The following is a 13209-nucleotide window of genomic DNA, read 5'->3' as shown; positions in this document are numbered from 1 at the left end:
CGCACGCGGCCACCATTGTCGAACCAGCCGGTGGTGACCAGCTCGCCCGTCGCCTCATACCGCGTGATGTTCGCAATGCCGGGTAGGTCGTCGTACGCCACCTGTGACCGGCCAAGCCCGGCAGTTGCTAGAATCTCCTCGATCTGGGTGGCGTGCGCACAGCCCGTGCTGCGACAGGGCTTACACCACACTCCTGTCCCCACGTCCATCACGTAGTACAGCTCAGCCTTCGAGATCCGTTCTCGATCGTCGAGGGTCGAGATGTTCACCGACTCACCAAGCCGATCCCAGAACTGAAACACTGGCAATGTCATCGGCGGCCCTCCAGTAATGGACACCCCACCCGATGCGCGTGCCGCGACCGAATCGGACGGCCACAGTTCCGACAGCGCGTACGCTGGTCACGTTTCTGATACGATTCGACACCGTTACATGTCTCTGTTGCGTTCCCAATCATGGGTCGTTCTTGCAATGAGGACCCCAGCGTCGGGTGCCTTCTACACCCGGCGCGTTTCAATGAACGCGCACCGTCTCGTGGCTGGCGTCCCCATTTACCGTTCGTTACCCCATCACTCATAAAGGTACTGATGTAACGTATATTGTTACAGAAGCGTCTCGGTGAATCTGCTGGAACGGTGCTACGCTGCGACCAGTGGCCGACATCCGGCTCATTAACACCACAACGCTGAGAGATGCTGAGAGATAGAACGAATCATGAATAACAATTCATTGTCATTATCGCACCAACTGTTTGGATCGGTCCCAACGGAACACCGTTTTACGCGCTGACCTTCTCCGTATTCGTATGACCGACCCGGCGACAGAGGGACACGACGCCCCTCAAGCAGTCGGACGTAGTCCGGCGACACTCGACGTAACGATCGTGGACGGCTACGTCGACGAGCCGGCGCATTTCGGCGTTCCGCCGTACATCTCTACGTATCCGCGCTACACCGCTGGCGCGCTCGTCGACGCTGGCGTTCCAAAAGAACGGATCACCTACCACACCATCGACGCGCTCCGGGATGATCCGTCCCGCCGCGAGGACATCGAAACCGCCGATCTGTTCATCTACGTCGGCGGCATGACCGTTCCCGGAAACTACGTGGGTGGGACACCGGCAGAACCGGAGGAAGTCCGTCGGATGGCGTGGACCGCGACCGGCACGACGCTCGTCGGCGGCCCGGTCCGATTCGGTGTCGGCTCCCAAAACGAGGGAGCAACCGACACCGAACGCGACGATCTCGACTACGATTTCGTTGCGAAAGGCGACATCGAGGCCGCTGCGTACGACCTCGTGACGAACGGGCTGGAGGGCTTTGGCAACCGCATCCGAGAGACCGAGGAGGTCACCCGCTGGGCCAGCAAGGGCGCGTTCGTCGTCGAAAGCCACCCCAACCACCCCGGCTACCTCATCGCAGAGCTCGAAACCGGCCGGGGCTGTCCGTACCGCTGTTCGTTCTGCACGGAGCCGCTGTACGGAAACCCGACGTTCCGCCCGCCCGAAACCGTCGTGAGCGAAGTCGAGGCGCTCGTCGACCACGGACTGCGCCACTTCCGACTCGGCCGTCAGGCGGACATCCTCGCGTACGGTGGTGACGGCGAACGGCCCAACCCCGACGCGCTCCGTTCGCTGTACGGCGGCATCCGTGCGGCGATCCCTGAGGATGGGCCGCGAACGATCCACCTCGACAACATGAACCCGATCACGATCGTGAACTGGCCTGAACTGGCTCGGGAGGGAATTCAGATCATCGCTGAGCACAACACGCCGGGGGATACGGCCGCGTTCGGACTCGAAAGCGCTGATCCGGTCGTACAGGAGGAGAACAACCTCAACGTGAGCGCGGAGGAATGTTTCAAAGCAGTGAAAATCGTGAACGAGGCCGGCGGCTGGCGACCCGGCGAATCGCCCGGCGGCGGGCCAACACACGGGACACAGGCCGAACGCCTGCCAAAGCTGCTCCCCGGTATCAACCTCTTGCATGGACTAAAAGGCGAGCGCGAGGAGACGTACGAGCACAACCTAAACTTTCTCCACAAGGTGTACGACGCGGGGCTGATGGTCAGACGGGTGAACATCCGGCAAGTGATGGCCTTCGATGGCACTGAGATGAGCGATACAGGCGCTGAGATCGCCCACGACCACAAGCGACAGTTCAAACAGTATAAACAGACGGTGCGGGAGGAAATCGACAATCCAATGCTCGAACGGGTCGCTCCCCGAGGGACTCGTCTGCCGGATGTTCATTTGGAGTATCACAAGGACGGAAAGACGTTCGGTCGCCAGCTCGGCACGTATCCACTGCTCGTCGCAGTGCCGGGCGAACGCCAGCTGGGTCGTTCGATCGACGTTGCGATCACGGACCACGGCTACCGGTCAGTCACCGGCGTTCCGTACCCGCTTGACCTCAATAGCGCCTCGATGGATGAGCTGACTGCGGTTCCGGGGGTCGGACGGAGCCGAGCCGGAACGATCGTCGTGAACCGTCCTTACTCCTCGATCGACGACGCCACTGGTGACCTCGATATCGACGTTCACGACTTCACGACCGTCGATCGAACCGGTGAAGAAACGTCGTCTTGATCGTCCGAACGAAGTGATATCGGTTCGGATGCGACTGGCCCTAATGCGGAATGCTCTTTAGGAAGTGTGCTGCACCACACAGCAATGAGTACTGAGGTGAGTGTCGTCCTCCCCGCGTACAACGAGGAGACCCAAATCGAGCACACGGTGCGGACGACGCTTGATACGCTCGCCTCGTTTCTTCCGAACGGGAGCTACGAGGTGATCGTCGCGGAGGATGGATGTGATGACGCTACACCGGAAATCGCTGCGCGCATGGCAGACGAGACGGACGCAGTCCGACACGTTCACAGCGACACCCGTCTCGGGCGCGGGCGAGCGCTGGAATACGCGTTTCGGCGCTCGAACGGCGATACGCTCGTCTATTTCGATACAGATCTTGCGACTGATATGTCCCACCTTCAGGAGCTGGTCGAGAGCGTTCGCTCCGGAGAGTACGATGTCGCAACCGGCTCCCGGTGGATTCCAGGATCGGTCGCTGACCGACCCGTCAAACGCAGCCTTCCGAGCCGCGGGTTCAACTGGCTCGTCAGACAGTTACTCAGCTCCGAACTCCGCGATCACCAGTGTGGGTTCAAAGCCTTCGATCGAACGGTGCTGTTTTCCGTGCTCGATACCGTCGAAGACGAACACTGGTTTTGGGACACTGAGGTGTTGGTACACGCCCAACGACAGGGATATCGCGTTAAGGAGTTCGCTGTCGACTGGGAGCCTATCGAGGACACGAAAGTCGATCTCATCCGGGATCTCGCCGGGATGGGGAGTCAGATCCTCCGGTGTTGGTGGGCGTTCACCGTCCAGCCCCGCATCACTCGGGGCGTGACCATCGTGGGGGGTGTGTTGCTCGTCGTGGCAGCCATCGCGCTCATGTCCGTTTACATCGATCCAACCGAAGTCATCAATGAGATGCAGCAGGCGAATCCGTGGTATCTCGCCGGCGGAGCGGTTGTGTATCTCTTCTCGTGGCCGCTCCGTGGAATGCGGTACCGCGATATCCTCAGAGAGCAAGGATACACTGAAAACACGTGGTTCCTCACGGGAGCGGTGTTCATCAGTCAAACCGGCAATCTCGTCATCCCTGCGCGGATCGGTGACGCCGTTCGTGCGTACGTAGTGAAAATGCGTCGGGAGATCCCATACGCCTCTGGTTTCGCGTCGCTCGCCGTCGAGCGCGTGTTCGATCTTCTCACGATCACTGTTCTCTCAGCAGTCGTGTTTCTCGGGTTGGCTGTTTCGAGCGTCGACGTGTGGCAGCTCGGGTCGGTGTTCCAGAACGGATCGCAAAGCGGTCGTACTGCGCTCATTGTCGCGTTCGGTGTCGGCGTGGCGGCGATCATCGCCACGTTCGCCATCATTCTGAGTGCGCGATCCGACCGGAATTACATCCGATCCGCGATCACGGCCGCCAGTTCCGACACCTACGCCGACCACATGGCAAGCGCAGTCGAACGGTTTGCTGGCGACATCCAAACCGTGACCAACTCTCCGAGTGCGTTCGTTCGGGTCGGTGTGAGTAGCATCGCCATCTGGACGCTTGATGTCGTGACGGCGCTGTTCGTCTTCGCCGCCTTCGACATCGATCTCGCGTTAACGACGTTCATCGCCGTCGGCTTTTTCGCTGTGAGCGTCGGTAATCTCGCAAAGGTGCTTCCGCTCTCGCCCAACGGCGTCGGACTGTACGAAGCCGCGTTTTCGATCATCGTTGTCGTGTTCACACCAGTCGTCGGTCCAACCGCGTTCGCAGCTGCGACCGTCGATCATGCTGTCAAGAACGTCATGACGGTGGTCGGTGGCATCGTCTCAACATTCGTGTTGAACGTCTCGCTCACCACCGCCGTCAAGGAGAGTCGAGAGATCCAACCGAGCGAAACGGATTGATCCCGATCTACCTGACGTGTAACCGAGCGCAAAACATTGATCGCTCGATTCGGTCGGTATTGCGGGTCAACGGAGGAACAAATGAACTCCTGTTCCGTCGTAGTGAGTGTATATCCCGTACAGTAGATACCGGAACGGTTAAGAAGGTTTCGACCGAATATAAAAAGTACTGAGCGGACATCCGGGGGTTTCGGGGAGTGGTCTGCCCGGATAGCACCCGCCCTCATCATGAGCGATTCGAACACGCGAATCCGAGAACGTACAGAGGAACAGGAGACGGAGGACACAGGAGAGACGGTAAACTGTCCGGAGTGTGGTGGCAAACTCGCAACGGACAGCGAACACGGTGAGACGGTTTGTATAGAGTGTGGGCTGGTCGTCGAGACGGACGAGATCGACCGTGGACCGGAATGGCGAGCGTTCGACGCCACCGAGAAGGACAAGAAGTCCCGCGTCGGTGCCCCGACGACCAACATGATGCACGACAAGGGGTTGTCGACAAACATCGACTGGCGCGATAAGGACGCCTACGGCAACTCGCTTGGGTCTCGTCAACGCGCGAAGATGCAGCGGCTGCGCAAGTGGAACGAGCGGTTCCGGACACGGGACTCCAAAGAGCGTAATCTGAAACAGGCACTTGGCGAGATCGACCGCATGAGTTCAGCGCTCGGTCTGCCCGAAACCGTGCGCGAGACCGCGTCAGTGATCTACCGACGCGCACTCGACGAGAATCTCCTGCCGGGGCGCTCGATCGAGGGGGTCGCAACGTCCGCCGTGTACGCCGCTGCACGGCAGGCAGGAGTTCCACGGAGCCTCGACGAGATATCCGACGTGTCTCGCGTTGAGAAAAGCGAGATCGCACGCACCTACCGGTACGTCGTCCGAGAACTCGGTCTCGAAGTCAAACCAGCCGATCCCGAAAGCTACGTGCCACGGTTTGCGTCGTCGCTCGGTCTCTCTGATGAGGCCGAAAACAGAGCGCGCCAACTCCTTCGCAGCGCCAAAGAACAAGGCGTTCATTCAGGGAAAAGCCCGGTCGGATTGGCTGCTGCCGCGGTGTACGCTGCTGCTCTCCTCACGAACGAGAAGACGACACAAGCAGCCGTCAGCGAAGTCGCTGACATCTCCGAAGTCACGATTCGTAATCGGTACCACGAACTGCTCGAAGCCGAACAGGATCTACCAGCGTAATATCACATCGGTCGGCCGCCGCTCTATCTTCCCGACAGCTTTCTCTTTCAAATTGATATTTATTTTTTGATGCGGTGTGGGGGATTCTATGATCTAGAAAATATGTGTACTGATCCTCAAAACCCGATTTTATCTGTCGTTATTGAACAGATATTTATCACAAATCACTGATGGTATTTCCTTTTTAAACATGTAGTTGACTATCTGATGATTAATGCTTTCGCATACCACACGCTATATTGGGGATAGAGAGGCTCAGATACTTGTTTTATATGGCTCCGTTTTGTGGCCTAATTTCATATAACTGTATTGCACAGTAAAATAATCCGCCCGGGTAATACATCATAACAAAAAGGGTTTTTACCCTATCGAGATACCATACTGGTGGGTGTAACAACCAACGAAATGGTTAAGAACGAACAATCAACAGATAACACACGACGGACATTCTTACAACTAGTTGGCGTAACGGGAGCTGCCACTGCCGGATTCGGTACGTTTAGCACCAGTGCAGCCGCGAAATCCTCGTCCACGACTACGACGATGACGATCGATCTCACCGCTGATGACCTCGTACCGGCTAATAAGTACCTCTCGCTCTCGTTTACGGAACTCGTTACCGACGAGATCGAGACGTTGACCGTCTTGGTCAATGGAACACCAGCTTCGAACGCCCAGATGTACCAAGTTAATGATGAAACCTCTGGCGTACTCGTTAGTGTGTTTGACATGCTAACGAACCACGACATGGAGGCGGGACAAACCATGTCCATCGAGGTGAAAGGTGAGACGGTTTCAGGGAAGTCATTCAAGGGGACTGATAATATCAACGTTATTGATCCGACCAACGTCCTCGAGAGTGCGACCGATAGTGATGTTTCGGACATCGCAGACGCGGCGAACAAGATAACGGATACTGTCGATTCGAACGGCGTTCTCGGCAAACCATCGAGCAAGATGTATCGACAGCAGATGTACTGACGGGTGAATTTGACGCATAAACATCCGGTGTCTGATCTTTTCTGACTACTGTATTTATTGGTGCCGTCGTCGCGAGCCGTCGCTATCTTCCTTCAAGGAGAGACTCCCGCCGTTTACGGCGTTGACGAGACGCGATGCGTCTCGTTCGCACAGCAGAACGCTTCGCGTTCTGCGGACGGGCGTGAATCCGACAATTGGGGTCTCAAAATAATCGGTATCGAAAACAATATCGGTAACGGTGGGTTCCTTACTTGCCTCGTCCGTCGTCGCTTCGGATACTCGGACGGGTGTGTTCAGTTCCTTTGCCGCGCTGTCTGAGTCCGCGTCCGCGCTGCCCTGCGCTGGTCGTCCCGTGGAACGCCCGGCTCTTTTGGGTGTCGTCACAGATCCAGTTGAGATCGTCGTCGGCTTGGATCGCGCCGTGCTCCGGATCGAGCAGGATCGCCTCGAACCACTTCTGTGAACCATCCTCTCCCACCCAGTAGGAGTTAAGCGTTCGTAGATTCCGGTATTTGCGTTGTGCGCGCTCTTCTGCGATGCGCTGGAGGTTCTTCCGGCGTGTGATTGGGTTGACCCCCTGCCGTTTCGAGCGCCGGCCGGCGGTAAACCGTTGTTTGCGAGCGCCACCCTTGCGGACACTCACCCGCACGACGACGACGCCCTGTTTTGCCTTGTAGCCGAGCGAACGGGCCTTATCGAGCCGAGTCGGGCGCTCGATCCGCTCGATCGCACCTTGTTCGCGCCATTCCTGCTGGCGTTGCCACTGCAGCTCCGCCAGTTTCCCGTCTTCGGGAGACTGCCATGCCTCACGGATGTGTGAGTAGAAACTCCGTGCCATTTCGATCACCGACGGGCGTCGTATGGTTCAACCGTTGCGGTCACATCCCGACCTGTTCAGACAGGTGCCCACTGGTGCCCGTCACAGCCAGCGAGATACCGATGTTTCGCTCGGTTCGCACTTAGCAGCTTCGGACCGCAGCTACTGAGTCATAATCCTAATTACAGAAATCTGTTTGAGAGAACACTTTAGCTGGTAGAACGGTAATACTGGTATCATGAGCAGAGCGGACATTCAGGTGAATGAGAATCGGCTCGCGCCGGCGGAGGCGTTCTCGATCGTGGGTAACGAGACGCGGCTTTCGATTCTCAAGGCGCTGTGGGCCACCGACGATCGGCCGGTGCGGTTCTCGCGGCTTCGCAAACGGGTCGGGATGCGCGACAGCGCGCAGTTCAACTATCACCTCGATAAACTCACAGGACAGTTCGTCGCTCGGACCGACCGGGGGTACGATCTCCGGAGCGCAGGCGAGCGCGTCGTTCAGGCGGTCCTTTCGGGATCGTTCAACGAACATCCCCACGTTGAACCGTTCACCGTCGATTCGCCGTGCACGCGGTGTAGTGGATCGCTGCGAGCGCGGTATGAGGACGAACAGCTTTCGATCGGCTGTCCGGAGTGTGGGCGAGGGCACGGCACGTATCCGTTTCCGCCGGGTGGACTCAACGATCGGTCTCGTGATGAGCTACTCACCGCCTTCGATCAGCGTGTTCGTCACGTCTACTGTTTAGCCGCTGATGGGGTTTGTCCGGCGTGTGCCGGCCGGATGGAGACGACGATCGTTCGAGAGGGATCGTGCTGTTTGGGTGTCGGGCTGCGCGCCGAACACGTCTGTGTGCAGTGCAACCACGACCTCTGTTCCGCGATCGGGTTGAGTCTCCTCGATCAGTCTGATGTCGTCGCGTTCCACAACGACCACGGTATCGATCTCTCCAGTACGCCGTACTGGCGGTTCGACTGGTGTGTCAGCGACGATCGAACAACGGTGCTCGCAGAGGACCCATGGCAGCTGCGCGTCACGATCCCGCTCGATGACGAGACGCTCTCGATCGATCTCGACGCGGATCTGACAGTCCGTCACGTCGATCGATCGTGATCGTACACTCACTGAAACGGTGACGGCTCTTCGATCTCGAAGCGCGCGCCGCCGGTCCGGCCCTCTGTGACACTGATCGACCAGCCGTGTGCTTCAACGATTGTTTTGACGATAACGAGACCAAGTCCGGTTCCCTCCTCGGCGGTCGAGTACCCCCGATCGAACACCCGTTCTCTTTTTTCAGGTGGGATTCCGGGACCGTCGTCCTCGACGTAAAATCCGGCGGTTCCGAGCATCCCCACAGTGACAACGACATCCGGCCGACAGTGTTCGATCGCGTTCCGGAACAGGTTTTCGAACAGTTCTTGTAAGCGTTGGCTGTCGGCGTCGATCTCTGCCAGCGGTCCTTCGATAGCGAGCTCTCCCTGTTCGCTGCCGGCCATCTCCCACGCCTTTCGTACGACGGTAGCAAGGTCAGTCGGCGTCGGCGTACTGACGATTTTCCCCTGCCGTGCGAGCGTCAACACGTTTTCGATGAGCGACTCCATCCGCTGCAGCGCGTCGTTGATGTCGTCCAGATGCCGCGAATCGTGGCGTTCCTGAACGATGCTGAGCTTTCCCGACGCGATTCCGAGGGGCTGTCGGAGATCGTGTGACACCACGCTGGCGAACTCCTCAAGTCGCTTGTTCTGTCGTTCAAGTTCGTTCTGGCGGCGCTTTTGATCCGTAACGTCTTGATAGATCGCGTATCCCCTGTCCGGATCGGCGCCCACGGACATCTGTGCGGTTGAGAGACGGAACGTCCGAAGCCCGTCTTTCGTCTCCCGCGTCACCTCCACTTCGATCTGATCGCCACGAGTGACGTGTTCGTTGAGTGCATTCGCTTGGGTTTCTTGGCCGCTCGGTAGAATAACAGCGTCGAGCGATCGACTGACGACTTCCTCTTGAGAGTAGCCAAACACGTTCTCGAACGCCGTGTTGACCGCCTCGATGTGCGGTGCACCGTCTTTCATGACGTACTGCACGGTTGGTTCTGTGATGTTCTCGAACAGGGCGGCGAACTGATCGCGTTCGTCTCGAAGTTCCGCCTTAAGATCTTGCTGTTTTGAAACGTCTCGAACGACGCCGACTGTTCCGTTGAACGTCCCGTTGTGCGTGAGTAGCGTGATGTTCGTTTCACACGGCAGCGTCGATCCGTCTGCGGTCGTCAAGGCGATCTCGTAGGATTTGCTCATCCGGGTTTTGGCGTCGTTGTCGAGTAACTCTTGAATGTGGGCCTTACCGTCGGAGATCGCTTGATCGTCGAGCACCAGCGAGGCGTGTTTCCCGATGATTTCCTCACGAGAGTAGCCCGTCAGATGGAGACCCATGTCGTTGACGAACGTGAACCGCCCGTTCGCGTCCAATGCGTACACGATGTCGCCGGCAGTGTTCACGAGCGATCGATAGCGTTTCAGCTCCTTTTCCCGGCGCTTTCGAGGGGTAACGTCTGTAAGAAGCCCGAGCACTACAGAGGTGCCCGTCGTGTTGATCCGGTCGCTGCGAACCTCGACGTGAATCAGCGTTTCGTCTTTTCGGGTTCCACGAAACGTGTGTAACGGATCATCGATAAGGTTCCACTCCCGCCGTTGGAGGTGTTCGATGAAGTGCGGTCGGTCGTCTTCGTACACGATATCCGGAACCGACAGCTCAGTCACCAACTCCGTCCTCGAATAGCCGAATATCTCCGCCAGCTCTTGGTTGACGTACTCGAATTCGAGATCACGGGTGAGGAACACCCCGATCAGATTTGATTCAGCGAGCCGACGGAGGGTAATGTCGTCCATCGGTGAGAGCTGTCCGCTTGCCTGAGCGGGAGATCTCTGTTGCCAGTGGACGGGCGGATCACTCGAAACTACGTTTCGAATTCGCTTAGCAAGCTTTCTGTAACAGTCGTCATCTGGCGTTCGTTTTACGTACTCCGAGACGCCGGCAGTGATCGCTCGGCTGAGTAGCTCTGTCGATTCGCTGTCGGTGAACAGAACAAACGGGACATCTGGGGTTCCATAGTCACGTCGTATCCGCTCACGAACTGCGATGGCGTCGATCCCCGATCGGTCGTGTGCACAGACGAGACAGTCAACCCGACTCCCGGTAAGCGTTTTCGAGAGATCCCGAGTTCCCGCCGTGGTTGCGCTGATCTTCCCATCGACACGTTCGAGAGAGAGCGCTGTCGCGTTCGCTCCCACGGGATCATCATCGACGATAAGAACGCTTATCGACTCACCCATCGTTGGTATCCTTCCATCCCTGCTAGCATAGAACCCTCAGACATCGAAACCGGAGGATTTGCAGTCGGTTCCCTGTTCCGATCGATCGACGGCTGGTGTCGAGGGCAGCGCCCGTCGAATCTGTTCCGTCCTCCGACGTTCGGTGTACACAGTACAGTCTCATTCGGTACAATGATGCGAACGATAGTGGACCCGCTGGAAGCCGTCTGTTCCACGAGCTGTGTAGCCGCCACCTCCTGTCCGAACCTACCCTCGATCCTGCTGAAACGGCGGTCTTGTTCGAGCGTGTGTCCCGGTTACAACGGCGTTCGGCTGGTGTGGTCCGACCCGGATCCGTCCTCCGGTCCCGACCGAGAACGTTCTCCACAGTCCTCGCGCGTATGGACGATTCGACGGTCGGAGTAAGGCAGCGAGTCCTGCTCACACGAGGTTTCGATTCCAAGCCGGCCGTAAAATCACTTACGGCATTGCAGAGAAAGTATCACCATTCGTTATTTTCTTCTTATTGGTAGTGTGGGTAATAAACGACCGTGCTGATCATCGTTACTGACGATCCGGGTACGTCAGGACCTCGTTTGCGTCGGTATGTCGATATCTTTATCGGAATAGGTACGGCTGTCGGGTTCGTGACCGAACGTATGAGTAGTATCGAAGAAAAGCGGGTGTTCGATACATCGACCGGGAAAACCGACGTGTTCGTCGCTACCGGACTCGGTATCGCTCGCGTCGAGTGTTCTGGTGGTTTGGTTGGCGGGTTCGAATTGGTTCATCAGTGTACCGCTACCGACATCGCCACCGCGGGGGGACGGATAGCTGTCGGGACCGAAACGGCTGTGCTCGTCTGGCGCGATGGGGACTTCGTTGCGACGGGATTCCGTTCGCAGACGGACCAGCAGCAGGCAACCGAACGGAACCCAGTAAGCGCAGTCGGGTTTTCCGATGGACTCGTCGCTGCCGGTCCGACTCGGATCGCACGACACACCGATGGGACGTGGCGTGATCTCCGCGTGGAGGGGACTGATTCCGATGTTCCGGAGGTCAACGCGTTCGCCGGTCCACTGGTAGCAACTGACGCGGGTGTGTACCGCGTCGAGAATGAGAGTCTCTCGTCGGTCGGACTGGAAGACGTTCGGGACGTTTCCGTGGCCGGGACGCCACTGGCTGGGACGGAGACCGGACTGTACCGGCTCGAAAACGGGTGGGAGCCCGCGTTCGAGAAGTCGGTACACTGCCTTGCAAGCGACGGGAACCGCGTTCACGTGGGGACCGACGAGGGGGTATTCGTCCGTTCGAAACGGCCGGAATCAAGCGAACAATGGGAACGGGTGGCGCTTCCGACACCCGAACGGATCGCCGGCATCGCGTACGGCGAGTCGACGTACGCGGTGACGGTCGATGGGACGTTCCTCGTCGAATCTGAGGACGAATGGCGTGCGCGATCACTCGGACTGCCGGCTGTCTCTGGGATCGTTGTGCCGTGAACGAAAACCGGTTTAACTGCCGCTCTGTACTCCACAACCATGATACTACCCGGATCGACGGCGCAGTCCCTTGCCGCTGCGCTCGCGGCCCAGACGAACGACTCGCTCGCTGTTCCGCAGACGACTCGGTTTGCTGATGGAGAATTCAAGGTTCGCGTTGCGTCGAAAGACGACCGAGCCGTCATCGTTTGTTCGACCGTCTCTGCTGAGTCTCACATCGAACTCCTGCAGCTACAGGAGATCGCCAGTCAATTCGCAGAGGAGGTTATCACCGTGCTTCCTTACATGGGGTATGCCCGGCAAGACGCGGCGTTTACGGCGGGCGAGCCCGTCTCTGCCCGGGCCGTCGCACAAGCCATCTCGACGAACACGGATCGGGTGCTCACCGTCACGCCCCACGAAACCCACGTACGAGACTTCTTCGGCGTTCCGTGTGACATCATCGACGGCGCGCACCTGCTCGCTGATCCACTCCCCGATAATCTCACAAAGCCACTGTTTCTCGCCCCCGACGAGGGGGCGACCGACCTCGCTGGCACCGTTCGGGACGCCTACGGCGCCGGTGAAACCGATTACTTCGAGAAGACCCGCGACCGCGACACCGGCGCGGTCGAACTCAAGCCGAGTGAAACCGATGTGACTGGTCGGGACGTGATCGTCACCGACGACATCATCGCCACCGGATCCACGATGAGCAAGGCGATCGACCACCTGCGAGCAGACAGCGTCGCCCGCGTGTTTGCCGTCTGCGTCCACCCGATGCTCGCCGGCAACGCGCAGACCAAACTCGCAGACGCCGGTGTCGAAGCCGTTTTCGGCACCGACACCATCGAACGGAGCGCCACCACTGTCAGTGTCGCTCCGGCGATCGCTGATGCGCTGTGAAAGCCGGCTTTCACGCGGAAAATGCGTTCGAACACGCGACCCGCTGCATTACGAAAACGTCCCCT

The 13209-nt window shown here is 58.4% G+C and carries 10 protein-coding genes; 7 read left to right on the top strand and 3 right to left on the bottom strand.

Annotated elements, in window-relative coordinates; translation table 11 throughout:
* Window positions 1-314: hypothetical protein (locus tag EIK79_RS08630; protein WP_148094138.1), on the bottom strand; the 314-nt coding region annotated here is incomplete at its 3' end.
* Window positions 315-805: 491 nt separating this feature from the next.
* Between EIK79_RS08630 and EIK79_RS08625 the strand changes: the two genes are divergently transcribed.
* From EIK79_RS08625 to EIK79_RS08610, 4 genes are all read left to right on the top strand, one after another.
* Window positions 806-2587, top strand: coding sequence for a radical SAM protein (locus EIK79_RS08625; protein ID WP_124954719.1), 1782 nt, complete (start codon window positions 806-808; stop codon window positions 2585-2587).
* Between the two features lie 84 nt (window positions 2588-2671).
* The gene (locus EIK79_RS08620; protein ID WP_124954718.1) at window positions 2672-4465 is read left to right on the top strand and encodes a flippase-like domain-containing protein; all 1794 of its coding nucleotides are present in this window, start codon (window positions 2672-2674) and stop codon (window positions 4463-4465) included.
* A 228-nt stretch (window positions 4466-4693) separates the two neighbouring features.
* Window positions 4694-5656, top strand: coding sequence for a transcription initiation factor IIB (locus tag EIK79_RS08615; RefSeq protein ID WP_124954717.1), 963 nt, complete (start codon window positions 4694-4696; stop codon window positions 5654-5656).
* Window positions 5657-6199: 543 nt separating this feature from the next.
* Window positions 6200-6637, top strand: coding sequence for a hypothetical protein (locus EIK79_RS08610; protein WP_124954716.1), 438 nt, complete (start codon window positions 6200-6202; stop codon window positions 6635-6637).
* 247 nt (window positions 6638-6884) lie between these two features.
* Here EIK79_RS08610 and EIK79_RS08605 read toward each other — a convergent pair whose 3' ends face one another.
* Window positions 6885-7475 (bottom strand): 50S ribosomal protein L15e, encoded by a 591-nt coding sequence (locus tag EIK79_RS08605; protein ID WP_124954715.1) that lies wholly within the window; start codon window positions 7473-7475, stop codon window positions 6885-6887.
* Window positions 7476-7692: 217 nt separating this feature from the next.
* Between EIK79_RS08605 and EIK79_RS08600 the strand changes: the two genes are divergently transcribed.
* The gene (locus tag EIK79_RS08600; protein ID WP_124954714.1) at window positions 7693-8568 is read left to right on the top strand and encodes a winged helix-turn-helix domain-containing protein; all 876 of its coding nucleotides are present in this window, start codon (window positions 7693-7695) and stop codon (window positions 8566-8568) included.
* Window positions 8569-8576: 8 nt separating this feature from the next.
* Here EIK79_RS08600 and EIK79_RS08595 read toward each other — a convergent pair whose 3' ends face one another.
* The gene (locus EIK79_RS08595; RefSeq protein ID WP_124954713.1) at window positions 8577-10778 is read right to left on the bottom strand and encodes a PAS domain S-box protein; all 2202 of its coding nucleotides are present in this window, start codon (window positions 10776-10778) and stop codon (window positions 8577-8579) included.
* 638 nt (window positions 10779-11416) lie between these two features.
* On the opposite strand from EIK79_RS08595, the gene EIK79_RS08590 reads away from it, so the two are divergent.
* Together EIK79_RS08590 and prs are read left to right on the top strand one after the other, a co-directional pair.
* A complete protein-coding gene (locus tag EIK79_RS08590; RefSeq protein ID WP_124954712.1) occupies window positions 11417-12259 on the top strand; it encodes an HVO_0234 family beta-propeller protein in 843 nt (280 codons plus the stop codon).
* A 39-nt stretch (window positions 12260-12298) separates the two neighbouring features.
* Window positions 12299-13144, top strand: coding sequence for a ribose-phosphate diphosphokinase (prs, locus tag EIK79_RS08585; protein ID WP_124954711.1), 846 nt, complete (start codon window positions 12299-12301; stop codon window positions 13142-13144).
* Window positions 13145-13209 lie beyond the last annotated feature (65 nt).

Origin of the sequence: Halocatena pleomorpha, from assembly GCF_003862495.1 — an archaeon.
GTDB lineage: Archaea > Halobacteriota > Halobacteria > Halobacteriales > Haloarculaceae > Halocatena > Halocatena pleomorpha.
Note: the sequence above shows the minus strand (reverse complement) of the source record. Positions and strands in the feature narration are given on the sequence as shown.

Coding starts and splice junctions, on each gene's coding strand:
- EIK79_RS08625 (WP_124954719.1), top strand. CDS start 806: ATGACCGACCCGGCGACAGAGGGACACGACGCCCCTCAAGCAGTCGGA.
- EIK79_RS08620 (WP_124954718.1), top strand. CDS start 2,672: ATGAGTACTGAGGTGAGTGTCGTCCTCCCCGCGTACAACGAGGAGACC.
- EIK79_RS08615 (WP_124954717.1), top strand. CDS start 4,694: ATGAGCGATTCGAACACGCGAATCCGAGAACGTACAGAGGAACAGGAG.
- EIK79_RS08610 (WP_124954716.1), top strand. CDS start 6,200: ATGACGATCGATCTCACCGCTGATGACCTCGTACCGGCTAATAAGTAC.
- EIK79_RS08605 (WP_124954715.1), bottom strand. CDS start 7,475: ATGGCACGGAGTTTCTACTCACACATCCGTGAGGCATGGCAGTCTCCC.
- EIK79_RS08600 (WP_124954714.1), top strand. CDS start 7,693: ATGAGCAGAGCGGACATTCAGGTGAATGAGAATCGGCTCGCGCCGGCG.
- EIK79_RS08595 (WP_124954713.1), bottom strand. CDS start 10,778: ATGGGTGAGTCGATAAGCGTTCTTATCGTCGATGATGATCCCGTGGGA.
- EIK79_RS08590 (WP_124954712.1), top strand. CDS start 11,417: ATGAGTAGTATCGAAGAAAAGCGGGTGTTCGATACATCGACCGGGAAA.
- prs (WP_124954711.1), top strand. CDS start 12,299: ATGATACTACCCGGATCGACGGCGCAGTCCCTTGCCGCTGCGCTCGCG.